Raw genomic sequence first — 25151 nt, forward strand, 5'->3', positions numbered from 1 at the left:
CCTGAGCAGAGAGGAAGTGGGCCTCAGAGCAAACCCAGTTGCTCGGCGGCGGGCTCTCTGTATAGCGCAGGCAGGGCCGGCAAGCCAGGCAATCGACTCATCAAACGTTCGTGAAAGCGTTGCGCGAGCCGGGCCGCCAGCCGGTTGTCGGCAGTGTGCAGGAAGATGTAAGGCGTGCGCCCCTCTTCGATCCAGTCGGCGATTTTCTCCACCCAGGGCGTCAGGAACGGCTCGTTGGCTTCCAGCACCGGATGGCCGATGAAGCGCACTTGCGGGCATTGCGTGAACGCCGCCGGCCGGGGTGGCACGCGGGGCTTTTTCGATTGCGCGTGAAGCACCGCGGGATCAAGGGAGGTGCAACTGAACAAGGCCCGGGGATCGAGGCAGATGCGTTCGACGCCGCGATCGAGCAACAGCCGATTGAGGCGCCGCTCGGCGTCGCCCTTGGCAAAGAACTCATCGTGACGGACTTCCACGGCCAAAGGGCGCTGCAAGGCGTCGATGAACCCTGCCAGTTCCGCTAACCGGTTCGGGGTGAAGGCCTTGGACAGTTGCAGCCAGTACGGCGCGACGCGCTCGCCCAGGGGGCTGAGCAATTGCAGGAAGGTTTCAGTGGCCGTCAGGCGCTCGCGCAAATCGCCATTGTGGCTGATGTCACCGGGAAACTTGGCGGTGAAACGAAAGTGCTCGGGCATGATGTCGGCCCAGCGCTGGACCGTGGCCGCAGACGGGCTGGCATAGAAGGTCGTATTGCCTTCCACGGCATTGAACACTTGGGAATAGAGATTGAGGAAGTCGGTGCTTTTGGCGTCCTGGGGATAAAGGTAATCGCGCCAGGCGTTTTCGCTCCAGGACGGACAGCCCAGGTAGTAAGGCAAGACCATCAGATGTAGAGATCGAGTCCCAGCACTTCCATATCCCAATCGACGAAACCGGCGGTGCTCAGGTAGCTCGCCAGGGCCGTGGCGACACTGCGGCTCATCGCACGGTGATAAATCATGTCTTGCTGACGGGCAGGAAGATTGCTCAGGCGTTGCGCGGAAGCTTTGGCGGCGCGAGCGGCCAGTTGCTCCTCGGACGGAAACTCCAGGTCGCCTTCGATATCATCGAAGTTTTCCGGCTCAGTGGCTTTACCCGCACGAGGCCGACGCTTGATGGGGTAGGACTGGGATGGAAAGCCGTCTATACGCATAACAGAATGCTCGGTATCAATGATGGCAATTTAGCGGCACTTTTGCAGCCGCGCAAATGCGCAAGTGATAACTAGAACACATAAAGTCAAAAAGGTTTAAAAACGGGCCGAAAAAGTGACGACTGGCAATATTGAGTGTGACTTCTGGAGGCGCAAATGACTTTGTGGCGAGGGAGCTTGCTCCCGCTGGGCTGCAAAGCAGCCCCAATACCAGGACCAGAATGGTGCGAATGAGACTTTAGGGCCGCTTCGCGCCCCAGCGGGAGCAAGCTCCCTCGCCACAACGGTGTTCGCTTGAATACCCGTCGCTGTCGAGTTACCGCTCGGACTTGGGCGTTGCCACCTTGTCCCTCAGGTACACCGGTTGCGCATCATCGGCGGGAATGGCTTCTCCCCGTGCCCAGGCGAAACGGGCCAGGGCCAGCAAGTCTTCGGCGTGAGGCAGCAGGGTGGCGTCCTGGCCGGTCAGGCTGACGGCGATGCGCTCGCCGTAACCCCAACCGGTGCCGGCGCCGAACCACTCACCGTCGGCCCCGCTTGGCAACGCCGCAGCCTCGGGTGGCAATACCGCCTCAGAACCCACCAGGCGCATCTCGCCGTCGGTTTCGCAGTAGCAGCCCCAGTACACCTCGTCCATACGCGCATCGATGGCCGCCGCCACCTGGCGGGCACCGTGCTCACGCATCGCCCGCTGGGCCAGCACCGCCAGGTTCGAGACCGGCAACACCGGCCGCTCCAGGGCAAAGGCCAGCCCCTGCACTACACCGATGGCAATGCGCACGCCAGTAAAAGCCCCTGGCCCGCGCCCGAAGGCAATCGCGTCCACCGCCTGCAAGCTCGTTCCGGCGTCGCTCAACAGTCGCTGGATCATCGGCAACAATTTCTGCGCATGCAGGCGCGGGATCACCTCGTAATGGCTCGTGACCTTGCCGTCGTGCAGCAAGGCAACGGAGCAAGCTTCGGTCGCGGTGTCCAGGGCCAGCAAGGTGCTCATCGATGTGTCCGTAAATCAGGTGGGAAAAAAGTGCGCCAGTATAAACAACTACGGCCCGCAAGCGGGCCGTAGTTGATGCAGCTGATCAGACTTTTCAGCTCAAGGCTGCAAGCACCTTGGCCGTGATCGCTTCAACCGAACCGACACCTTCGATGTGGCTGTACTTCGGCTTGCCATTGGCAGCCGACAGTTTCTGGTAGAAATCCACCAGCGGCTTGGTCTGGGAATGGTAGACCGACAGGCGATGACGCACGGTTTCTTCGGTGTCGTCCTTGCGCTGCACCAGGTCTTCACCCGTCACATCGTCCTTGCCTTCGGTTTTCGGCGGATTGTAGACGGTGTGGTAAACGCGACCGGAAGGCTCATGAACGCGTCGACCGGCAATGCGCTGGACGATTTCCTCGTCTTCGACGGCAATTTCAACCACCGCATCCAGCTCGACACCAGCCGTCACCAGGGCTTCAGCCTGGGGAATGGTGCGCGGGAAGCCATCGAACAGGAAGCCATTGGCGCAGTCGGATTGAGCGATGCGATCCTTGACCAGGGCGATGATCAGGTCATCCGACACCAGGCCGCCGGCATCCATGATGCTCTTGGCTTGAACGCCCAGTGGAGTGCCCGCCTTGACCGCGGCGCGCAGCATGTCGCCAGTGGAGATTTGCGGGATACCGAATTTTTCGGTGATGAACTTTGCCTGAGTACCTTTACCGGCCCCGGGAGCTCCCAGCAGAATGACGCGCATCGATGTGCTCCTCAATTTTTTTATGTAAAACGCTCGGATTCGCCTCGTGGGGCCAATCTTCGAAAAACAGGATCGTGACCGCCCAAACGGCCAAAGGCTGATCAAGATACACAGCAGGCCCGACCCACACAAGCCGCCGAAAGTCGGAGTAACCCGCGCCCGATACGACCTTCGGAGGGGGTGGCGAGCGTCGCAACCGAACAACAAACTGTCGCCTGCTCGACCTGCGCCCTCCCCTGGCGGACAGCGCCCGGGAACGCCGGACGAGCCGTTTCGGTGCGCTGCCTGATGTTAGCCGGTATTGCGCAAACCGGCGGCAATTCCCGCCACAGACACCAGCAACGCCTGTTCCACGGGGCTGCCCTGGGCCACATCCTGCTGCCGCGAGCGCGCCAACAGCTCGGCCTGCAACAGGTGCAACGGGTCGAGGTAGGTGTTGCGCAGGCGAATGAATTCCAGCGTGGCTGGGCTATGTGCCAGTAGCTGCGACTGACCGGTCAATCCAAGGACCACCGAGCAAGCCTGCGACAATAGGTCGCGTAAATGCGCACCCAAAGGCAGCAGCCCAGGTTCCACCAAACGCTCGTCGTAAGAGCGCGCGATATCGGCGTCGGCCTTGGCCAGCACCATCTCCAGCATATCGATGCGGGTCCGGAAGAATGGCCATTGCTCGCGCATCTGCCCCAGCAACTCACCTTCGCCGCGCTCCAGGGCCTTGCTCAGCGCGGTTTCCCAGCCGAGCCAGGCCGGCAGCATCAGGCGGGTCTGGGTCCAGCCGAAGATCCACGGGATCGCCCGCAGGCTTTCGATGCCGCCGGCCCGACGCTTGGCCGGACGGCTGCCCAGGGGCAGGCGCCCGAGTTCCTGCTCGGGGGTGGACTGGCGGAAGTACTCGACGAATTGTGGGTTCTCCCGCACCACGGCGCGGTAGGCACTCACGCCGTCGGCCGCCAGTTCGTCCATCAAGTTCCGCCACTGCGGCGTGGGTGGCGGCGGTGGCAGCAACGTCGCTTCAAGCACCGCGGCGAGGTAAAGATTGAGGTTCTGTTCGGCGATGTCCGGTAGGCCGAATTTGAAACGAATCATTTCGCCTTGTTCGGTGGTGCGGAAACGCCCGGCCACCGAACCGGGTGGCTGGGACAGGATCGCCGCGTGCGCCGGACCGCCACCACGGCCCACGGTGCCGCCACGCCCGTGGAACAACAGCAGTTCGACTTGCTGCTCGCGGCAGATGTCCACCAGCCGCTCCTGGGCCCGATACTGTGCCCAGGCCGCCGCCGTGGTTCCGGCATCCTTGGCCGAGTCGGAATAGCCGATCATCACTTCCTGGGGGCCTTGCAGTCGTGAGCGATAGCCGGGCAGCAACAACAACCGCTCGATCACCGGCCCGGCGTTGTCCAGGTCGGCCAGGGTTTCGAACAGCGGCACCACGCGCATCGGCCGCAACACGCCGGCGTCCTTCAACAACAACTGCACGGCGAGGACATCGGAAGCCGCACCAGCCATGGAGATCACATAGGAACCCAGGGACGCCGCCGGCGCCGCCGCCACTTCACGGCACGTCGCCAACACTTCCGCGGTGTCGGCCGAGGGCTTGAAATGGGCCGGCAACAGCGGGCGCCGGTTGTTCAGCTCCTCGAGCAGGAAGCTGATGCGCTGCTCCTCGTTCCAATCCTCATAGCGGCCCAGGCCCAAGTAGTCGGTTATTTCCGTCATGGCAGCGCTATGACGCGTCGAGTCCTGGCGCACATCGAGGCGCACCAGGAACAAGCCGAAGGTCACCGCCCGGCGCAGGCAATCGAGCAACGGCCCGTCGGCAATCACGCCCATGCCGCACTCGTGCAGGGAGTGGTAGCACAGCTCCAAGGGGTCCAACAGTTCGCGGTTGTGCTGCAACACCTCGGCGCTGGGTGGCGTGGCGGCACTCAAGGAGGCGTGGGCCCAGTTGCGGGTGGCGCGCAGGCGTTCACGCAGTTGCTTGAGCACGGCGCGATACGGTTCGGCGCTGTCGCCGGCCTGGGCACGCAAGGCCTCACTGGCGTTTTGCATGGACAGCTCGGCCGCCAGTTGGTCGACGTCACGCAGGTACAGGTCCGCCGCCATCCACCGCGCCAGCAACAGCACCTCGCGGGTCACGGCGGCAGTGACATTCGGGTTGCCGTCACGGTCGCCGCCCATCCACGAGGCAAAACGGATCGGCGCGGCCTCCAGCGGCAGACGCAAGCCGGTGGCGGCATGCAGGGCCTGATCGGCCTTGCGCAGGTAATTGGGGATGGCCTGCCACAGCGAATGCTCGATCACCGCGAACCCCCACTTGGCTTCGTCCACCGGGGTCGGCCGGGTGCGGCGGATCTCTTCGGTGTGCCAGGCTTCGGCGATCAAGCGTTGCAGCCGTTCGTGAATCTGCGCGCGCTCGGCGCTGGTCAGGTCGCGGTGATCCTGGCCGGCCAATTGCGCGGCGATGGCGTCGTATTTCTGGATCAGCGTACGGCGAGCCACTTCCGTGGGGTGGGCCGTGAGGACCAGTTCGATCTCCAGGCGCCCCAACTGCCGGGCCAGGGCCTCGGCGCCATGGCCCTCGGCCCGCAACCGGGCGAGCAGCTCGGGCAGGACCCGTGCCTCGAAGGGCGCCGGTTGCGACTCGTCGCGACGGTGGATCAGTTGGTACTGTTCGGCAATGTTGGCGAGGTTGAGAAACTGGTTGAACGCTCGCGCCACCGGCAGCAATTCGTCCTCGCTCAGTTGGTTGAGGCTGGCGCTGAGTTCGGCGTCCACGGAGCCGCGTCGGTCAGCCTTGGCCCCCTTGCGGATCTGCTCGATCTTGTCGAGAAACGTGTCCCCGTACTGTTCGCGGATGGTATTGCCCAGCAGTTCGCCGAGCAGGTGGACATCCTCGCGCAAGCGGGCATCGATATCGGTCATCAGCATTTCTCCAGCAAAAAAGTCCGGACAGCTCTTGGCTTAGAAGAGTGCCGATGCCCGTCGCTTATGACAAGCGACGAAGGGACTTTAAACCTTGTCCAACAAAGCTAGTCTCATGAGTAAGCCACACAACGGCTTGTCACTCACCGCGCCTGCCACGAGCAGGCTGATTGAGGTCATCATGAAAATTCGTGAGCTTGCCCAGCATTGGGAAGAAAACGCCAAGGGTCGCCTGACCCAGACCGGCTACACGATCCATCTGGACGTGGAAGCCGCCGCGCGCCTGGCAGCGATCTGCGATATGTACCCCAAGCGCCAGCCCGAGGAGCTGCTGGGCGAGCTGATCGGGGCAGCGCTGGAAGAGCTGGAAGCCAGCTTCCCCTATATCAAGGGTTCGCAAGTCGTGGCCACCGACGAAGAAGGTGACCCGCTGTACGAAGATGTGGGCCCGACCCCGCGATTCCTCGCGTTGTCCCGTCGGCATCTGCACGAACTTTCCTCGCAGAACGACAAATCCAAACACTGATTTCCCTACAGCCCAAATCTTGTAGGAGCTGCCGAAGGCTGCGAGCTTTTGATCTTTCGCTTGAGACTCAAGCGGCAGGGGAAAGATCGCAGCCTTGCTTCGCTCGGCAGCGCCTACGCGCGCGCCCTCCCCAAAAACGCATGTCTCCCTACGCCGGGAATACCGCTGCGCGCCTTGAAAGTTCAGCTTTTCTGTCACTGACCGATCAGTCAGTAATTCTTTTGGCGAATGGCCATCCTCGCTGAACTTTTGAAAAACGCCTCGGGTCACACCGAGTAACCATACTGGAACGGTTGTTTAAATAAACGCGCCTTGGCGCCAACGCCAAACCAGACGTCACGGTTTCGGTCCCAGCATGGATTTGTCGTTTTCTCAGGAGTTTTCCAATGGAGTTGAAGCCTATGAATACCTGCACTGCCAAACCCTCATCCACTGGCCTGCGCGGCTTGAAGTTGGCTGCCCTGGCGATCGGTAGCAGCTTCATTCTCGCCGGTTGCGCCGGTAATCCACCGTCCGAGCAGTACGCGGTGACCCAATCGGCGGTCAACAGCGCGGTCAGCGCCGGCGGCACCGAATTCGCCGCTGTGGAAATGAAATCGGCCCAGGACAAACTGAAGCAAGCCGAAATCGCCATGCATGACAAGAAGTACGACGAAGCCAAGCGACTGGCCGAACAGGCCGAGTGGGATGCCCGCGTCGCCGAGCGCAAGGCCCAGGCCGCCAAGGCCGAACAAGCACTCAAGGATTCTCAGAAAGGGGTTCAGGAACTGCGTCAGGAAGGCATGAACAAGGTTCAGTAAACCGTTCACGCCACGACGTACTTCTCATTGATAAAAGGACGACAGACTATGATGCACAAACACTTGATGATGCCCGCCCTGCTCGCTGCCTGCGTAGCCCTGGCCGCTTGCTCCCATGACCCGAACGCGAACCTGGAACAGGCTCGGACCAACTACAACGGCCTGCAGGCCGACCCGGCGGCGACTAAAGTGGCGGCCCTGGAGACCAAAGACGCGGCAGACTTCCTGGCCAAGGCCGACAAGGCCTACCTGGACAAGGAAGACGAGGCCAAGGTCGACCAGTTGGCCTACCTGACCAACCAGCGCGTCGAAGTGGCCAAGCAGACCATCGCCCTGCGCAACGCCGAAGCCGAGCTGAAAAACGCCGGCGACGAACGTGCCCGTGCGCTGCTCGACGCTCGCAATGCGCAGATCAAGCAACTGCAGGACAGCCTGAACGCCAAGCAGACCGAACGCGGTACGCTGGTGACCTTCGGCGACGTACTGTTTGCTACCAACAAGTCCGACCTGCGCTCCAGCGGCCTGGTCAATGTGAACAAACTGGCCCAGTTCCTCCAGGAAAACCCGGACCGCAAGGTGATCATCGAGGGCTACACCGACAGCACCGGTTCGGACTCCTACAACCAGTCGCTGTCGGAACGCCGCGCGGGCTCCGTGCGCACCGAGCTGGTGAAGATGGGCGTCGACCCAGCCCGTATCGTGACCCAGGGTTACGGCAAGGAATTCCCGGTGGCCGACAACACCAGCGTCTCGGGCCGCGCCATGAACCGTCGCGTGGAAGTGACCATCTCCAACGACAACCAGCCAGTGGCCCCGCGCTCGACCATGAGCGCCAACTGATCGGCTGAATGCAACAAAAAAGCCCCGCCTGACTTCAATCAGGCGGGGCTTTTTAATGAGTTGAGCCGGTCGTATCCCCCTGTGGGAGATTCTATGGTTGAGGGGAAGCCCTCAAGCCGCTTTGGGTTGGTATTCGCTTTGCTCTTTCAGCAGAGCGAATACGATCCGAGCAAGCTTGCGAGCCAGCATTACCAACGCCTGAGTGGTCGTGAAACCACGAGCTCTTTGCTTTTCATAGAAGCTTCTCCAGGCAGATGTGCGGCTAGCCGACATGGCGGCATTGTGTAACAGCCGACGAACTTCCGGGTCGCCTCGTTTACTCAAGCTGCGGCGCCCGTCTTTTTGTCCTGATTTCGACACTCGCAAGTCCATCCCCAAGAAGGCAATGAAAGCGTCTGCGTTTCTGAAATCCCCTCGCTGAAATGCCGTAAGCAAGCGGGCTCCGGTCAGAAAGCCAATGCCCTCAACCTTCAAGCAACGGTTCAGCTGACCCAGCAAACCAGCATCCCTCAGATGATCCTTGATCGTTTTCTCGATCAATGTCTCAAGCCTCTGCATGGCTGCAATTTGTTCGGCGAAAGCGGTCTTCAGCAGCGGCTCGTTAGCCCAGCTTTGTACCAGGGCCACTCGAGCCTGAACCAAGGCTGCGCGACGGCGGAAAAGGCTCAGGAGCTGGCGATACAGCGCAGATGGCGGGGTCCAGGGGTGAAGCTCATGCCCTTCGTTTTTCAGGTAACGAGCCAGCAGCTTGGCGTCCAGCGCGTCAGTTTTGGCGCGGATTTTTACGCCTTCGCGGTAATGATGCAGTTCATAACCGCCCACCATGTAGATCTCGCAGCCGGCCTCATAGGCCAGATCAGCGAATTCCAGGTGATAGATATTGGTCGACTCAATGGCTACAGCGACGGGCCCCGGCAATGCTTTCAACCACCTTTTGATGGCCGCTTTGTCGTTGGGAATCGCTGTCAGTACATCAAGTTTGGCGTGATAGATCACCAGTTCGTTCTTGGCGACATCCACGCCCACCATCGGCTTTGTGACAGAAACCGGCATTGCCACTGAAAATTCTCCGGGCTAAGGTTTGAACACTTGAAGGGTTCACCCAGAGGCGCAGGCTTGTTCCTATCGTCGGTTTAGGCCAGATGCATTCTTTATCGGCGCTTGGGTGAAAGGAGGAGGGGCGAAATCTCCCACGGTCTGTACTGCGGCTAACAGTCAGAATCGAGCCTTGTCCCTCCTCCTCCCTTCAAGTCCTACCATACAAGCGAGCTTGCTCGCGATGGCGGCAGGCCAGTCGACATAGGTGCTGACTGATCCACCGCTATCGCGAGCAAGCTCGCTCCCACAGGGATCACCGACATTCAGGGCATTACGGCTGAAGCTTCTGCGGCGTCTCCTGGCCCATGCAGCGCACCGCGCGCTTCTTCTCGTTGATCAGCACACCGGTCAGGCCTTTCTGCTCGGTGTCGAACAACACCAGTACACCGTCGATGCATTGGGCGACCTGAGGGGCCGGTTCCAGGGACACTTTGTAGTCCTCTCCCGGCACGGTCTTGAGCATGGTGAACTGGTTGAGCAGCAATGCGTCCTCGGGCTTGGCGAAGTGCAGGTAGCCGTAGTACCACAGCACAGCAACGGTGCCGAGGATGCTGCAGATACCGGTGATGATCAGGGGGATGGCGTTACGTTCTTCGCTCATTGCGGGTTCTCTGGTGATTCAACGGGGGATTTCGGGTAGTTCGGGACTTCGCCCAGGCGGCGCAGGCCGTCGAAGTGCTGGGGGTCGTCGAGGTAGCGCAGCATCACGGTGCGCCAGGTCGGGTCGGCGAATGTCTGCACATGGCCGCCGCGGGTCAATTGCAGGACCCGCGGTGGCGGCGCAGCTTGATACAGGCGGATGCCGTTGGAAAGAGGCACGATGGGATCGTCCAGGCTGTGGTAGATCAATTTCGGCACGCCATTCAATTGCGCCACGGAACTGATCGCGCTGTCACCGTCCGGCACCAGCCACGACAACGGCACCTGGAGCGGCCAGGTCAGCCACGATGTGCTCAGGGCAAACCGCCCGACGTCGCGGTAACTGGCGGGCACGCCATCGAGCACCAGGGCCTTGAGCTGCCGTTGCCGCTGGGGATGTTCCACCAGGTAATGCACCGCCAGCGCACCGCCCAGGCTCTGGCCGAGCAGCACCAGCGGCTTGCCCTGAACCTCGGGCGACTGGTCGAGCCATTGGAACGCGGCGTCGATGTCCTGGTAAATCGCCGGCAGGCTCGGCTCGCCTTCGGACACGCCGTACCCCCGGTAATCGACCATCAACACCTGGTAACCCTGCTCCGGCAACCACCAGCTCCCGCCCAGGTGCCAGGCCAGGTTGCCGCCGTTGCCGTGCAAATGCAGCACCGTGCCCTTGACCTCCACGCCTGGCTTGACGGGCAGCCACCAGCCTCGGAGCTTGAGGCCGTCAGCGGTGGTCAGGGTGACGTCGCGGTACTCGAGCTTGGCCCGCTCGGGGGTAAACGGCAGGCCGTGCTCGGGGTAGAACAGCAGTGAGCTGCAACCGCTCAGGGCCAGCAACAGGCACATGATGCCGAGGGTTCGCATCCGGTGAAACCTCGCAAGATCAGGGTTGAAACATAACCCCCTTGTGGGAGCGAGCTTGCTCGCGATAGCGGTATGTCAGTCACGGCTGTGTTGACTGTCCTGATGCTATCGCGAGCAAGCTCGCTCCCACAGGGGGTAGGTATTGTGTTCAAAGGATATTGGAATAATCCGCTTCGATCCGGTCCAGGCTCAGGTGGTTCAGGAAGTTGGAGAAACACATCCAGGCCGACAGGGCGTTCATGTCGCGGAACTGCTCGGGCAGGTACTTGGGCGGCACCACCAGGCCTTCGTCCACCAACTGGCGCAACGTGCGCATGTCCTCAAGAGTGGTCTTGCCGCAGAACAGCAGCGGCACCTGCTCCAGCTTGCCTTTGCGCACGGCCAGCTGAATGTAGTTGTAAACCATGATGAAGCCCTTGAGGTAGGACAAGTCTTTGGTGAATGGCAGCCCGGTCGGCACCGAGCCACGGAACACCCGGCTGGCGTTACCGTAGCTTTCGGCCATTTCAAAACCCTGCTCGCGGAAGAACTCGAAGACCTGCAGGAAATCGGCGCCTTCCTCCACCATGTGAATGGCCCGGGTGCGGTTGGTCAGCTTGCGCAGGCGACTGGGGTAGGAGGCGAAAGTGATGATTTCCATCAGGATCGCCAGGCCTTCCTGGGTCACCGTGGACGAGGGCGGGCCCTTGGACAGGAAGGTGCAGATCGGCTGGTTCAGGCCGTTGAGGGTGGTGCCGACGTGCACCAGCCCTTCATGGACCTCCAGCGCCCGCACATCGCGTTCGTTGAACATCGCATCGGTGCGGATCTTGATGTAGTCCGCGCCCGCCGCCGCGTCGGCCACGATGCCATCGGACTCGAACACCCGGATGGTTTCCTCGGCTTCGCCGAACACCCGGTTGAGACGGTGTTGCAACAGGCTGACGGCTTCCTTGGCGCTGAGGACTTTCGGCTCGTCCTTGAGGTCGCCACGGCCATCGATGTTGTTCAGGTAATCGGAAAGCATCAGGCCCAGGTCGGCCAAGGTCGGGTCGCCGGCGTGGAAGGCATCGGAGGCGGCGCCATAGAGCTCCTGGGAGATCAGCCCGAAATCCTCGGTGCCACGGGCTTCGAGCATGCGCACCACCATGCGGTATTCCTTGCACATGCGGCGCATGATCTGGCCAACCGGGTTGAACTGCCCCAGTTGTCGGGTAATGTCGCGCTCGATGTTCTGGAACTCCAGCTTCACCTTGCTGGAATCGAAGGACAGTGGCCGGTTGAGGTAATAGTCGCGATCCACCGCGGGCATTTCCTTGCCCTTGGCCTTGAGAAATCCTTTACGGATGCTCTCGTCCCACTTCACCGCATCGAGGATGCGAATCGGCGTTTGCGCCAGCACAATGCGATCGGACAAGGTGCGTATCGTCTGCTGGTAATCGTCCACCCGGAACTCCTGTGAAAAAACGTCCGCTTGTAGCAATTATTGGGATTTGGCCAGTCGCTGGTAACGCACGGCTTCCGAGAACACATCGGAATTGGCCGGGTCGTCGAGGTAGCTGAAAACCTTGTTCATGTCGCTGTCCACCAACACGCCTTCGCCCTCCTCGCTCTGGTTCGGCTGGCCGCTGAGGAGCTTCTGGCCGATGGCCTGGTTGATCTGCTCCAGGTCCAGGTTGTAGACCACCAGTTCCTGTTTATCGGTCAATTCGAAACCGGCAATCAGGAAATGGCCGCCATAGCGGGCCGGCACCTTGGCCGACAGGTACCAGCGGCTGCCGTGACGGGAGACGGTCAGGGGAATGGCTTCGCGCTCATGGGGCCTGGCCCTGAAGTAGCTGACGGCCTGGTAGTGGTGCTTGCCGACCTGCGTCAGTTCCAGGTTCAACGGTTCACCCCAGGCATTGGTGCTGGTCCAGTGGCCGAGCAGGCCCGCGGGCGCGGCCTCGCTGTCAGGCAACGGCGCCTTGAACGACACCAGGCAGCCACTGAGCAGCAGCAACGACACGGCCAGTACAACGGCACGCCAGGCTTTCATTTGAACTCCCTATGGCAGGTGGCGCCTTGCCTTTGTGGCGAGGGAGCTTGCTCCCGCTGGGCTGCGCAGCGGCCCCCTTTTTTGGTGAGCGCTGCGCGCTCAAGCGGGAGCAAGCTCCCTCGCCACAAGAGCTGTGGTGAACCCGTCGGGATTACACCGACGCCAGTACCAGGTGCATGTAGCGGGTCAGGATGCCGAGCATATCTTCATCGGCGACCGGCTCGGCGCCATTGAGCAAGCCCTGATATTCCATCCGTCCGATAATCGCCGTCAACACTTTGGCATCCTGTTGCGGCTCGCGGGAGCCTAATACCTGGAAAAACTGACACGTGCCGTGCAACAAAATCTGCTGGTGGGAACGCACCAACTCCGCCAGGCGCGGGTTGAGCAGGGCTTCCTGGCGAAAGGCCTGCTCGGCCATCAGGTATTCACGACGACTGTCCAGCTGATGCCGCACGTAGTCAGCGGTCATCCGGGCAATGTCGTCCGCCAGTTGCGAGCGCGATTGGGCGCTGCCGTCACCATAGGCGACCATTTCCCGCAGCAGGCCTTCGTTGTTGGCCCACAGCTTGCCCATGAACGCCGCGCTACGTTCCACGTACTGAGCGAAGGTGTCGGTGAGCAGGTCATCGATGTCCTTGAAATAATACGTGGTGGCCGACAGCGGCACGCCCGCTTCAGCGGCCACCGCGCGGTGACGCACCGCACGCACGCCATCGCGCACGACAATGCGCATGGCCGCATCGAGAATCTCCTGGCGACGCTGCTCACTGCCCTGTCGGCTGGCCTTGCGGCCCTGGTACTGAACACTTTCAGCGACAGCCGTGGCGACGCCCGCTGCACCTTCTGAAGCCATTGCACGATTCACGACAGGTCTTCCTCGCTCTTTGAAAAACTAACCAATTGATACGTTTGTACCAGACAGGCAATAAAAAGCCGCCCTTCCAGGCGGCTTTTTAGTTGAAGCACTTACGCTTGAGGCCGCATGTGCGGGAAGAGAATCACATCCCGGATCGACGGTGAGTTGGTCAACAACATCACCAGGCGATCGATGCCGATGCCTTCGCCGGCGGTCGGCGGCATGCCGTACTCCAGGGCACGCACGAAGTCGGCATCGTAGTGCATGGCTTCGTCGTCGCCGGCGTCCTTGTCGGCCACCTGGGCCATGAAACGCTCGGCCTGGTCTTCGGCATCGTTGAGCTCGGAATAGGCGTTGGCGATTTCACGCCCACCGATGAACAGTTCGAAACGGTCGGTCACGCTTGGGTTCTCGTCGTTGCGACGGGCCAGCGGCGACACTTCGAACGGGTACTGGGTGATGAAGTGCGGCTGTTCCAGCTTGTGCTCGACCAGTTCTTCGAAAATCATCACTTGCAGCTTGCCCAGGCCTTCGAAGCCAAGCACCTTGGCGCCAGCCTTCTTGGCGATGGCGCGGGCCTTGTCGATGTCCTGCAGGTCGGCGGCGGTGATCTCAGGGTTGTACTTGAGGATCGAGTCGAACACCGACAGGCGCACGAACGGCTCGCCGAAGTGGAACACCTTGTCGCCGTACGGCACGTCGGTAGTCCCGAGAACAAGCTGCGCCAGCTCGCGGAACAGTTCTTCGGTCAGGTCCATGTTGTCTTCGTAGTCGGCGTAGGCCTGGTAGAACTCGAGCATGGTGAACTCGGGGTTGTGCCGGGTCGAAACACCTTCGTTACGGAAGTTGCGGTTGATCTCGAAGACTTTCTCGAAGCCACCGACCACCAGCCGCTTGAGGTACAGCTCCGGCGCGATGCGCAGGAACATTTCCATGTCCAGGGCATTGTGGTGGGTTTCGAACGGCTTGGCCGCCGCACCGCCAGGGATGGTCTGCAGCATCGGCGTCTCGACTTCCAGGAAGTCACGCTTCATCAGGAAGCTGCGGATGTGGGCGATGACTTGCGAGCGCACGCGGAACGTCTGGCGCACGTCTTCGTTGACGATCAGGTCGACGTAGCGCTGGCGATAGCGCTGCTCGGTGTCGGTCAGGCCGTGGTGCTTGTCCGGGAGCGGGCGCAGGGACTTGGTCAGCAGGCGCACGCTGGTCATCTCGACGTACAGGTCGCCCTTGCCGGAACGAGCCAGGGTGCCTTCGGCGGCAATGATGTCGCCCAGGTCCCAGGTCTTGACGGCAGCCAGGGTTTCTTCCGACAGGGTCTTGCGGTTGACGTAGACCTGGATGCGCCCGGTCATGTCCTGGATCACCATGAACGAACCACGATTGAGCATGATACGACCGGCCACCTTGACTGGAATCGCCGCCTCGGCCAGCTCTTCCTTGGTCTTGTCCGCATACTGCTTCTGCAAGACGTCGCAGTAGGCGTCGCGGCGGAAGTCGTTGGGGAAGGCCTGGCCCTTGGCGCGCTCGGCAGCAAGCTTTTCCTTGCGCAGGGCGATCAGGGAGTTTTCTTCCTGTTGCAGGGCTTGCGGGTCGAGTTCTAGGTCGCTCATGTCTTTAAGGATTCCATCACAGGTTCGTTGCCCCCGGCCCGGGCCGGAGTTTGCGAGCGAGCCGCGCTTCTTGATGGAAGCGTGCCCGCCCGCCGCATGGGTGTCGCGTTACAGCCCTTGTTTGAGGCTGGCGATCAGGTATTCATCGATATCGCCGTCGAGCACCTTGTCGCAATCGCTGCGTTCGATGCTGGTACGCAGGTCCTTGATCCGCGAGGCGTCGAGCACGTACGAACGGATCTGGTGACCCCAGCCGATGTCCGACTTGGTGTCTTCCAGCGCCTGGGACGCCGCGTTGCGTTTCTGCACTTCCTGCTCGTACAGGCGGGCCCGCAGCATCTTCATCGCGGTGTCTTTGTTGGCGTGCTGGGAACGCTCGTTCTGGCAACTGACCACAGTGTTGGTCGGTACGTGGGTAATCCGTACCGCCGAGTCGGTGGTGTTGACGTGCTGGCCACCGGCCCCGGAGGAACGGTAGGTGTCGATGCGCAGGTCCGCCGGGTTGATCTCGATTTCGATGTTGTCGTCGATTTCCGGCGAAACGAACACGGCCGAGAACGAGGTGTGGCGACGGTTGCCGGAGTCGAACGGGCTCTTGCGCACCAGGCGGTGCACGCCGATCTCGGTCCGCAGCCAGCCAAAGGCGTATTCGCCCTTGATGTGCACGGTGGCGCCCTTGATCCCGGCGACTTCACCGGCCGACAGTTCCATGATGGTGGCGTCGAAACCGCGCTTGTCAGCCCAGCGCAGGTACATGCGCAGCAGGATGTTGGCCCAGTCCTGGGCCTCGGTGCCGCCGGAACCGGCCTGGATGTCCAGGTAGGCGTTGTTCATGTCCATCTCGCCGCTGAACATGCGACGGAATTCCAGCTTGGCGAGGTTCTCGTCGAGGCGTGTCAGCTCGGCGACGACATCGCCGACCGCGCCTTCATCGTTCTCTTCGACAGCCATGTCCAGCAGGTCGCGGCAATCGGCCAGGCCGCTGGACAACTCGTCCAGGGTCTCGACGATCTGCGCCAGCGCAGAACGCTCGCGGCCCAGTTCCTGGGCGTACGAAGGGTTGTTCCAGACATTCGGATCTTCAAGCTCGCGATTGACTTCGGTCAGGCGCTCATGCTTTTGATCGTAGTCAAAGATACCCCCGAATAGTTTCGGAGCGCTCGGACAGGTCCTTGATGGTGTTAAGGATCGGGTTGATTTCCATGGCGGGCAGCACTCGTTGGCGAACTTTTGAAAGCCGGCGAGTATAACGTAATCAAGCGCCAGCGGCAGCCCGCCTGGCGGCTTTAGAGGATTGAGGCTTGCTCAGCGCAGATCGCTCGTAACAAGTGAGCTGTGGGAGCAAGGCTTGCCCGCGATGAAGTCGGTGCGGTTTCAAGTGGAAACAAGGTGCCTTCATCGCGGGCAAGCCTTGCTCCCACAAGCTTATCCCTCACCACAAAAGCCAACTCGCCCAGCTGTATTATTCGACCCCCACCCGATTACGCCCATTGTGCTTGGCCAGGTACAGCCCCTTGTCCGCCGCCGAGATCAATTGCCGGCAATCGCCACCTTGCTGCGGCGTGACGGTCGAGACGCCAATGCTGATGGTCAGGTTCTCGCCGCCGTCGGGCGTGGTGTGGGGGATTTTCAGGGCGACGACGCTCTGGCGCAGTTTCTCGGCCATCAACCGGGCGCCGCCCGGCGAGGTGCCGGGCAGCACCAGGGCGAACTCCTCGCCGCCGTAGCGGGCCGGCAAGTCGGACGGACGGCTGCACGCCTCGCGGATCGCCGTGGCGACCTTGCGCAGGGCTTCGTCGCCCTCCAGGTGACCGAAGTTGTCGTTGTAGGCCTTGAAGTAGTCCACGTCGATCATCAGCAGCGACAGTTGGCTCTGGTCGCGCATCGCCCGGCGCCATTCCAGCTCCAGGTACTCATCGAAATGCCGGCGATTGGACAGCCCGGTCAGGCCGTCGGAGTTCATCAACCGTTGCAGCACCAAGTTGGTGTCGAGCAGCTGCTGCTGGCTGACCCGCAGTGCGCGATAGGCCGCGTCGCGCTGCAACAGCATCATGTAGGAACGCGAGTGATAGCGGATGCGCGCCACCAGTTCGATGTTGTCCGGCAACTTGACCAGGTAGTCGTTGGCCCCGGCGGCGAACGCCGCGCTCTTGACCAGCGGGTCCTCCTTGGTGGACAGGACAATGATCGGAATATCGCGGGTGGCGGGATGGTTACGGTACTCGCGCACCAGGCTCAGGCCGTCGAGGCCGGGCATCACCAGGTCCTGGAGAATCACCGTCGGCTTGATACGAATCGCCTGGGCGATGGCCTGGTGGGGGTCGGAGCAGAAATGGAAGTCGATGTTTTTTTCATTCGACAGCCCGCGCCGCACCGCTTCGCCGATCATCGCCTGATCGTCGACGAGCAAGACCATGGCGGCGTTCTCATCGCGCTTGAAATCGTCGAGCTGCAGGTCATTCATCATGGTGGCTTACCTGGGTACGGCCCGGGGCAAGGCTCGCGGGGTTCTTCATGGGGTCACAATCTCCAACAGCCGTGGCGCGATGGCGTCCAGGGCAAGAATATGGACGGCGGCATCGATGGCGGCCGCGGCTTTGGGCATGCCATACACCGCGCTGCTGCGCTGGTCCTGAGCGATGGTCACGTAGCCCTGCTGACGCATGAGTTTAAGCCCTTGCGCACCGTCGCGGCCCATGCCGGTGAGCAATACGCCCACCGCGTCACCGCTCCAGTACTGGGCGACACTTTCAAAAAACACGTCGATGGAGGGCCGGTAGATCTCGTTCACCGGCTCGGCGGTGTAGGCCAGTGTGCCGTCCTTCAACAAACGCAGATGATGGTTGGTCCCGGCCAGCAACACCGTGCCACTTTGCGGCGTCTCGCCGTGCCGGGCCAGGCGCACCGTGTGGCCCGACACGCTGCCCAGCCACTCGGCCATGCCCGCGGCGAACACCTCGTCCACATGTTGGACCAGCACGATCGCTGGGGCAAAGTCCCGCGGCAACGCCTTGAGCAGCACTTCCAGCGCCGCCGGCCCGCCCGCCGATGACCCGATGGCCACCAGGCTCTTGCGCGACACCGCCGTACGCTGCGCCGCTGGCGCGGGGCGTTCATGCCTGTTGCGCTCACCGATCAGCCAGCCGATGTTGGCGATCTTGCGCAGCAGCGGCGCAGCCGCGTCCGCCGGATTACCAACACCCAGGGCCGGGGTATCGACCACATCCAGCGCGCCATGGCCCATGGCCTCGAACACCCGGTGGACGTTCTGCTGGCTGTCCCCGGTGACAATCACGATAGCGCAGGGGCTGTCGGCCATGATCCGCCGGGTGGCCTCCACGCCATCCATGATCGGCATGAGCAGGTCCATCAGGATCAGGTCAGGGGTGTATTCGGCGCAACGCTGCACCGCCTCGGCCCCGTTGACGGCCACCCAGACCAGCTGATGCGCCGGCTCGAACGCCAAGGCGCGACGCAGGGCCTCGACCGCCAGGGGCATGTCATTGACGATGGCGATCTTCAAGCGCGCGCCCCTCCGATCAGTTCAACCACGGCGTCGAGCAAGGCGTCGTCGTGGAAGCTCGCCTTGGCCAAATAATAGTCGGCGCCGGCGTCGAGGCCACGGCGACGATCCTCTTCACGATCCTTGTAGGACACCACCATCACCGGCAGCGACTGCAAGCGGTTGTCGCGCCGCAACAGCGACACCAGTTCGATACCGTCCATGCGCGGCATGTCGATATCGGTGATCAACAAGTCGAAATCCTCTGAGCGCAATGCATTCCAGCCATCCATGCCATCCACCGCCACCGCCACGTCATAGCCGCGATTGAGCAGCAACTTGCGTTGCAGCTCGCGCACGGTCAGGGAATCGTCCACCACCAGGATTCGCTTGCGCGGGGCCTGGGCCTGGTTCTGCCGGGCGATGCGCTCCAGGCGCCCGGTATCGAGCAACTTTTCCACCGAGCGCAGCAGGTCTTCGACATCGATAATCAACACCACCGAGCCATCGTCGAGCAGGGCCCCGGCGGAAATGTCCTGGACCTTGCCCAGGCGTTCGTCCAGGGGCAGGACGACCAGGGTTCGCTCGCCGATGAACCGCTCCACCGCCACCCCGTAGATCGTCTCGCGCTCGCGGATCACCACAACCTTGAGGGTCTGGCCGCCGTTCTGCGTCGACGGGCGATCGAGCAACTGGCTGGCGGCGACCAAGCCGATATGCCGGCCTTCGTGCCAGAAATGCTGACGCCCTTCGACCTGGACGATGTCTTCCGGCGCCAGGTCGCACATGCGTTCAATGTGAGCCAGGGGAAAGGCGTACGCCTCACTGCCGACTTCCACCACCAGGCTGCGCACCACCGACAGCGTCAGCGGCACCTCGAGATGGAAACGACTGCCCTCCCCCGCCGTCTGCTCCAGCACCACCGCCCCGCGCAACTGCCGGACCATGTGCTGGACGGCGTCCAGGCCGACGCCGCGCCCGGATACTTCGGTGACTTTGTCGCGCAGGCTGAAACCGGGCAGGAACAGGAAGGTCAGCAGTTCCTCTTCGCTCAGGCTGGCGGCGGTTTGCTCAGGGGAAAGACCGCGCTCGACGATGCTGCGGCGCACCCGCTCCAGGTCCACCCCGGCGCCGTCGTCCACCAACTCCAAGACCAGCAGGCCAGCCTGATGAGAGGCGCGCAGGCGGATCAGGCCTTCGGCGGGCTTGCCGGCCAGTATCCGTTGCTCCGGTGCTTCGATGCCGTGGTCCACGGCGTTGCGCAGCAAGTGGGTCAGTGGCGCTTCGAGCTTTTCCAGCACATCGCGATCGACCTGGGTTTTCTCGCCTTCGATCTCCAGGCGTACCTGTTTGCCCAGGCTGCGGCCCAGGTCACGGACCATACGCACCTGCCCCGAAAGCACATCGGCGAACGGCCGCATGCGACAGGCCAGCGCCGTGTCGTACAGCACCTGCGCCCGTTGACTGGCCTGCCAGGCGAATTCATCCAGCTCGGCGGCTTTCTGCGCCAGCAACTGCTGGGTCTCGGCGAGCAAGCGGCGGGCATCGCCAAGGGCTTCCTGGGCCTGCAGGCTCAGGGCATGGTCCTTGAGGTGTACGTTCAACTCTTCAAGGGCGCGCAAGCCAGTGCCTTGCTGGCGCTTGAGCCGTTGCAGCGTCGCCAGCCAGGGCTTGAGGCGCTGGGTCTCGACCAAAGACTTGCTCGACAGGTCGAGCAAGCTGTTGAGACGTTCGGCCGTGACCCGCAAGACCCGCTCGCCGCCTTCGGTGACCCGTTTATTCTTCGAAGCCGGCTCCGCTGTCGCGAACGGTTCCGGAACGAGCAGCTCGACACCGATGGGGTCGACAGGCACCTCGATGCTTGTCGGTACCGGCGCTGGCAGTTGTGCAGCGTTGGGGTCGAGCAATCGCCCCATCAACGCCACATAGGCATCGATATCCGGGGCGCCGACGTTGTTGCCCGGCGTGGCGATGCGCGTCAGCAGGTCGGTGCCTTGCAGCAAGGCGTCGATGTGCTCGGCCCCCAGCACCAGGCGCCGCTCCTGGGCACCGACCAGGCAATCCTCCATGACGTGGGCCACGCTGACGCCAGCGTTCACCCCGACGATCCGTGCCGCGCCCTTGAGGGAATGCGCCGCACGCATGCACGACTCGAGGTATTCGGCCTGGGTCGGATCGCGCTCCAGCGCCAGCAAGCCGGTGCTCAGCACCTGGACCTGGGCTTCGGCTTCCAGGCTGAACAGTTCCAGCAATGAGGCGTCGCGCATCTGGTCAGGAGTCATGACAGACTCCGGGCCACGGCGGACAGCAGCTGTTCTTCATCCAGCCAGCGCAGGCTGCGGCCTTTGTAGGGCAACACGCCACGGGTGTATTTGCCCGCCGATGGCGAAGCGCTCGCCAGGATGCGTTCATCGATGGCGTGGATGCCGTCCACCTCATCCACCGGCACCACCACCGGCCCACCCTTGGCCGCGACAATCAACATGCGCGGCATGACCCGTGTACCGGTAACCGCCGCGCCGGGCTCCAGGTCCAACAGCTCCACCAGCGACAGGCAGGCCACCAGTGCCCCGCGCACATTCGCCACCCCCAGCAAGGCCCGTGAGCGTTGGTGGGGCAACGAGTGGATCGGCTGCAACGGTGCCACTTCCACCAGGCTGCGCGTCGTCAGGCCCAGCCATTCCTCGCCGAGGCGGAACATCAGCAGCGAGCGCGTGACCACCTCGTTGTCCACCGGGGCCAGGGACAAGTCCCGTTGATCCTGCGGCAAGGTGTAACGGTCGAGCAGCCGGGTGGCGGCCGCCGAATACACCGAGCAATTGCGGCAGTGGATATGCTCGACCAACAGTGGACAGGATTTATCGCCATGCACCCCGATGCGATTCCAGCAATCATCGATTGCCTGGGCATCGTCATGGGTGACGTTGTAAGAAGCCGAACCGCTCATCGTTTGTGCTCACTGTCTACCGTGCGCCCGCTACGGGCGGCGCGTTCCTGCAATCGACGGGCTCCGGCCGCGTCTCCCTGGGAAGCCAGCAGCGCCGCCAGATGCACCAGGGCCTCGGCGTGTTGCGGTTCAAGATAAAGCGCCTTGCGATAAAAACCCTGGGCTTCAAGTGCACTGCCGGCCATGTCGCTGAGCAGGCCCAGCCAATAGAACACCTGGGCGTTCGGCGCATGGCTGCGCAAATACTCTTCGCACGCCGCACGGGCCTCGGCGCTTTTGCCACCGTTGGCCAGGGCGGCGATATTGGCCAGCAAGGTCGCGGCGTCGCTGCTCTTGGGTGGGGCAATCGGCGTGACGTTCGCGGCAAACGGCCGCGGCCGAATCACCGGCGCAACGACCCGGGGCGGCGGCTGACGAACCGGCAACGGCGGCGGCATCAACGCTGGCAACGGTTGAGGCTCCGCAGCCCCGTGGCGGCTGAAGGCGAACGATTGGGCTATCCCGATCGAGCGCATGCCCAGGCGTCCCAGCAAGCTGCCCTCGGCGGGGCCGATAAACAGCACGCCGTCCTGATGGGTCAGGCGCTTGAGCACCTCGAACACCTGCTGCTGGGTCGGCTGGTCGAAATAGATCAGCAAGTTGCGACAGAACACAAAATCGTAAGGTGCCTCGTGCACCAACAAGGCCGGATCCAGCAGGTTGCCCACCTGCAGGCGTACCTGTTCACGCACCCGTTCGCTGAGGCGGTAACCCTCGTCCGCGACGTCGAAATGCCGTTCGCGAAAAACCAGGTCGGCGCCACGGAAGGAGTTTTTGCCGTAGCGCGCGTCCTTGGCCCGTGCCACCGACAGCGGGCTGACGTCCAGGCCATCGACCTTGAACTGATGGGGCCCCAGGCCCGCGTCGAGCAAGGCCATGGCGATGGAATACGGCTCTTCGCCCGTGGAGCACGGCAAGCTGAGGATCCGCAGCGCACGCAGGTGCTTGATCTCGGCCAGGCGCTTGACGGCCAGCCTGGCGAGGGTTGCGAAGGATTCGGGGTAGCGGAAGAACCAGGTCTCCGGGACGATCACCGCTTCGATCAGCGCCTGCTGCTCCGGGGCCGAATGCTGCAGGGCCTGCCAGTATTCATCGGCGGTTCGCCCGGGCACGGCACTGATCCGTTGGCGCACGGCCCGCTCGATGATCGCGGTGCCGACGGAGGTCACGTCGAGGCCAATGCGCTCCTTGAGAAAATCGAAAAAACGTTGATCGTCGTTCATGGCGTTGGCCCGAGGTCGTCGAGGTCCAGCGGCGGCGCAGGAAACAGCAGCGCCCGAACGGATTCGTCGAGCAGGTCATTGACCCGCACCCATTGCAGCAACCCGTGGGCATCCTCGCGTACGGGGCCGAGGTACGGCGCCTGCCGATTGTCCAGGCCATAGGGTTTGAAATCGGCCGGATCACAACGCACGGTGTCGGTCGCCTGTTCCAGGATCAATCCCAGCACGTGCCCGGGTTGTTGCCCGTCGCTTCGATAACGCACCAGCACCAATCGTGTGCTGGTCCGGGCCTCGGCATTCTGGCCGAACGTCAGGGCGCACAGGTCGATCACCGGCACCATCGTGCCGCGCCAGGCAAGCACCCCCGCCACCCAGGACGGCGCCCGGGCAATCGGTTTGAGGGGCAAGCGCGGCAGCACCTCCACCACATCGATGGCCTGCAGGGCGTACCGTTCGTTGCCGATGCAGAACACCAGGAACAACGACTGGCGGGCCGTCGGTGCGGCGCCGCGCCGGGGATCGATTTCGCCCATCAGACTTTGAAACGCGAGACGCCGCTGCGCAGCCCCACGGCGACCTGGCTCAGCTCGTCGATGGCGGAACTGGCCTGGCGCAGGGAATCCACGGTCTGGCTGCTGGCATCGCCCAGTTGCACCAAGGCGTGGTTGATCTGCTCCGCGCCGGTGGCCTGGGCCTGCATGCCTTCGTTGACCATCAACACCCGCGGGGCCAGGGCCTGGACCTGATGGATGATCTGCGACAGTTGCTCGCCGATCTGCTGCACTTCGGCCATGCCCCGGCGCACTTCTTCGGAGAACTTGTCCATGCCCATCACACCGGCCGACACCGCGGACTGGATCTCACGCACCATCTGCTCGATGTCATAGGTCGCCACGGCGGTCTGGTCGGCCAGGCGCCGCACCTCCGTGGCCACCACGGCGAAACCGCGCCCGTACTCACCGGCCTTCTCGGCCTCGATGGCCGCGTTGAGGGACAGCAGGTTGGTCTGGTCGGCCACTTTGACGATGGTCACCACCACCTGGTTGATGTTGCCGGCCTTCTCGTTGAGGATCGCCAGCTTGGCGTTCACCAGGTCGGCGGCGCCCATCACCGAATGCATGGTTTCCTCCATGCGCGCCAGGCCCTGCTGGCCGGAGCCGGCAGCCACCGAGGCCTGGTCGGCGGCGGTGGAGACTTCGGTCATGGTGCGCACCAGGTCCCGGGAGGTGGCGGCGATTTCCCGGGACGTCGCGCCGATCTCGGTGGTGGTGGCGGCGGTTTCGGTGGCCGTGGCCTGTTGCTGGCGCGAGGTGGCGGCGATCTCGGTGACCGAGGTGGTGACCTGCACGGAAGAGCGCTGGGCCTGGGACACCAGCGAGGTCAGTTCAGCCATCATGTCGTTGAAGCCGGTTTCCACGGCGCCGAATTCGTCTTTGCGCGCCAGGTTCAGGCGCCCGCTCAGGTCGCCGCTGCGCATGATCGCGAGGATCTCGACGATGCGGTTCATCGGCGCCATGATCGCCCGCATCAACAACAACCCGCACAGTACGGCGACGATCAGCGCAACCAGGAACGACAGGCCCATGGCGACCTTGGCCGCCGTCACCGCGTCGCCAATGGTCTGGGTGGCGCTTTCCGCCAGCTCGCGATTACGCTCGATGATTTGATTCAAATGCCCGCGGCCGTCGAGCCACGCCGTCGTCAGCTCTGTGTTCAGCGCCAGTCGCGCCCCTTCGTAATCCTTGCGCTGATACAGGTCCAGGACCTTCGCCAGGGCCTTGTTGAAGTCCTGGTGATTGACTTCGAACTCGTCAAAAGAGACTTGGTCGGCCGGGTTCTGGATCAACTTCTGGTAGTTCTGTATCTCTTCGCGCAGGTGCTGCTCGAAACCCTGGTAGCGGGCCTTGTCCTCGGCGGTGATTTCCCGGTTCCCCGAGAGGCCGACGATCTGTTGGGTCAGGACATAGCTGTCGACCCAGCCACCGCGGATCATCGAACTGAAATACACCCCTGGCACCGCATCGGTCCGGACCTTTTCTTCACTGTCCTGGATCTTCAACAACCGTGAATACGAGACAACCACCATCAGCAGCATAATGGCGATGATCACCGCAAAACTCGCCAGGATGCGTTGGCGCAATGTCCAATTCTTCACAGTAAAACCTCGGGCACTTGAAATGCTGGGGAGTATAGCCGAGGGCGGCGTGGCGTCTGTATGGCGGCGTGGGAGGATTTTTGACAGGCCGAGGTTCGCGATGAAATCCATCCCTGTGGGAGCGAGCTTGCTCGCGATAACGGTGTATCAGTCAAAAATGCTGCGACTGACCGGGCGCC

General features: G+C 62.6%; 23 protein-coding genes. 3 read left to right on the top strand and 20 right to left on the bottom strand.

Annotated features, from left to right (window positions below):
- Nucleotides 1–23: 23 nt before the first annotated feature.
- The 5 genes from AO356_RS06175 to ppc form a co-directional block, all read right to left on the bottom strand.
- A complete protein-coding gene (locus tag AO356_RS06175) occupies nt 24–884 on the bottom strand; it encodes a DUF72 domain-containing protein (protein WP_060739022.1) in 861 nt (286 codons plus the stop codon).
- Nucleotides 884–1192 carry a hypothetical protein gene (locus tag AO356_RS06180; RefSeq protein ID WP_060739023.1) on the bottom strand — a complete coding sequence of 103 codons (309 nt, stop codon included), beginning with the start codon at nt 1190–1192 and terminating at the stop codon, nt 884–886. The genes AO356_RS06175 and AO356_RS06180 overlap by 1 nt, the downstream gene beginning before the upstream one ends.
- Before the next feature lie 316 nt (nt 1193–1508).
- Complete coding sequence (tsaB, locus tag AO356_RS06185; RefSeq protein ID WP_060739024.1) at nt 1509–2186, bottom strand: tRNA (adenosine(37)-N6)-threonylcarbamoyltransferase complex dimerization subunit type 1 TsaB; 678 nt, start codon at nt 2184–2186, stop codon at nt 1509–1511.
- A 94-nt stretch (nt 2187–2280) separates the two neighbouring features.
- Entirely contained in the window at nt 2281–2928 is a 648-nt protein-coding gene (gene adk, locus AO356_RS06190; RefSeq protein ID WP_060739025.1) for an adenylate kinase, read from the bottom strand.
- Between the two features lie 291 nt (nt 2929–3219).
- Entirely contained in the window at nt 3220–5850 is a 2631-nt protein-coding gene (gene ppc / locus AO356_RS06195; RefSeq protein ID WP_060739026.1) for a phosphoenolpyruvate carboxylase, read from the bottom strand.
- 181 nt (nt 5851–6031) lie between these two features.
- Between ppc and AO356_RS06200 the strand changes: the two genes are divergently transcribed.
- The 3 genes from AO356_RS06200 (at nt 6032) to AO356_RS06210 (ending at nt 8016) form a co-directional block, all read left to right on the top strand.
- Nucleotides 6032–6376, top strand: a complete 345-nt coding sequence (locus AO356_RS06200; RefSeq protein WP_003198166.1) for a hypothetical protein — start codon at nt 6032–6034, stop codon at nt 6374–6376.
- Nucleotides 6377–6762: 386 nt separating this feature from the next.
- On the top strand, nt 6763–7176 hold the full coding sequence (locus tag AO356_RS06205) for a DUF4398 domain-containing protein (protein ID WP_003198164.1): 414 nt from the start codon (nt 6763–6765) through the stop codon (nt 7174–7176).
- 51 nt (nt 7177–7227) lie between these two features.
- The gene (locus tag AO356_RS06210) at nt 7228–8016 is read left to right on the top strand and encodes an OmpA family protein (RefSeq protein ID WP_060743077.1); all 789 of its coding nucleotides are present in this window, start codon (nt 7228–7230) and stop codon (nt 8014–8016) included.
- Between the two features lie 111 nt (nt 8017–8127).
- Here AO356_RS06210 and AO356_RS06215 read toward each other — a convergent pair whose 3' ends face one another.
- From AO356_RS06215 to AO356_RS06285, 15 genes are all read right to left on the bottom strand, one after another.
- Nucleotides 8128–9069, bottom strand: coding sequence for an IS110 family transposase (locus AO356_RS06215; RefSeq protein ID WP_060739027.1), 942 nt, complete (start codon nt 9067–9069; stop codon nt 8128–8130).
- Nucleotides 9070–9385: 316 nt separating this feature from the next.
- Entirely contained in the window at nt 9386–9715 is a 330-nt protein-coding gene (locus AO356_RS06220; protein ID WP_030139524.1) for a hypothetical protein, read from the bottom strand.
- On the bottom strand, nt 9712–10617 hold the full coding sequence (locus AO356_RS06225; RefSeq protein WP_060739028.1) for an alpha/beta hydrolase: 906 nt from the start codon (nt 10615–10617) through the stop codon (nt 9712–9714). Before AO356_RS06225 ends, AO356_RS06220 begins: the two co-directional genes overlap by 4 nt.
- A 148-nt stretch (nt 10618–10765) precedes the next feature.
- A complete protein-coding gene (locus tag AO356_RS06230) occupies nt 10766–12043 on the bottom strand; it encodes a flavohemoglobin expression-modulating QEGLA motif protein (RefSeq protein WP_014336757.1) in 1278 nt (425 codons plus the stop codon).
- A 36-nt stretch (nt 12044–12079) separates the two neighbouring features.
- Nucleotides 12080–12634, bottom strand: coding sequence for a hypothetical protein (locus AO356_RS06235; protein ID WP_060739029.1), 555 nt, complete (start codon nt 12632–12634; stop codon nt 12080–12082).
- A gap of 151 nt (nt 12635–12785) precedes the next feature.
- Complete coding sequence (locus tag AO356_RS06240; protein ID WP_053118752.1) at nt 12786–13502, bottom strand: TetR/AcrR family transcriptional regulator; 717 nt, start codon at nt 13500–13502, stop codon at nt 12786–12788.
- Nucleotides 13503–13603: 101 nt separating this feature from the next.
- A complete protein-coding gene (gene lysS / locus AO356_RS06245) occupies nt 13604–15106 on the bottom strand; it encodes a lysine--tRNA ligase (protein ID WP_060739030.1) in 1503 nt (500 codons plus the stop codon).
- 108 nt (nt 15107–15214) lie between these two features.
- Nucleotides 15215–16310, bottom strand: a protein-coding gene (gene prfB / locus AO356_RS06250; protein WP_095963568.1) for a peptide chain release factor 2 whose coding sequence is annotated in 2 segments (ribosomal slippage) — nt 15215–16237 and nt 16239–16310 — 1095 coding nt in all. Because the reading frame shifts where the segments join, the coding sequence is not laid out codon by codon here.
- 258 nt (nt 16311–16568) lie between these two features.
- Nucleotides 16569–17570, bottom strand: coding sequence for a response regulator (locus AO356_RS06255; RefSeq protein WP_060743078.1), 1002 nt, complete (start codon nt 17568–17570; stop codon nt 16569–16571).
- A gap of 48 nt (nt 17571–17618) precedes the next feature.
- Nucleotides 17619–18629, bottom strand: a complete 1011-nt coding sequence (locus AO356_RS06260; RefSeq protein ID WP_060739031.1) for a chemotaxis response regulator protein-glutamate methylesterase — start codon at nt 18627–18629, stop codon at nt 17619–17621.
- Nucleotides 18626–20890, bottom strand: coding sequence for a hybrid sensor histidine kinase/response regulator (locus AO356_RS06265; RefSeq protein WP_060739032.1), 2265 nt, complete (start codon nt 20888–20890; stop codon nt 18626–18628). The genes AO356_RS06260 and AO356_RS06265 overlap by 4 nt, the downstream gene beginning before the upstream one ends.
- Nucleotides 20887–21555 (bottom strand): chemotaxis protein CheW, encoded by a 669-nt coding sequence (locus AO356_RS06270; RefSeq protein WP_060739033.1) that lies wholly within the window; start codon nt 21553–21555, stop codon nt 20887–20889. The genes AO356_RS06265 and AO356_RS06270 overlap by 4 nt, the downstream gene beginning before the upstream one ends.
- Nucleotides 21552–22817, bottom strand: coding sequence for a CheR family methyltransferase (locus AO356_RS06275; protein WP_060739034.1), 1266 nt, complete (start codon nt 22815–22817; stop codon nt 21552–21554). Before AO356_RS06275 ends, AO356_RS06270 begins: the two co-directional genes overlap by 4 nt.
- Nucleotides 22814–23350: a chemotaxis protein CheW gene (locus AO356_RS06280; RefSeq protein WP_060739035.1), complete on the bottom strand. Its 537-nt coding sequence runs from the start codon at nt 23348–23350 to the stop codon at nt 22814–22816. The genes AO356_RS06275 and AO356_RS06280 overlap by 4 nt, the downstream gene beginning before the upstream one ends.
- Nucleotides 23350–24972: a methyl-accepting chemotaxis protein gene (locus AO356_RS06285; RefSeq protein WP_060739036.1), complete on the bottom strand. Its 1623-nt coding sequence runs from the start codon at nt 24970–24972 to the stop codon at nt 23350–23352. The genes AO356_RS06280 and AO356_RS06285 overlap by 1 nt, the downstream gene beginning before the upstream one ends.
- Between the last annotated feature and the right edge of the window lie 179 nt (nt 24973–25151).

The sequence above is a fragment of the Pseudomonas fluorescens genome (genome assembly GCF_001307275.1).
In the GTDB taxonomy this organism is placed as follows: domain Bacteria; phylum Pseudomonadota; class Gammaproteobacteria; order Pseudomonadales; family Pseudomonadaceae; genus Aquipseudomonas; species Aquipseudomonas fluorescens_AA.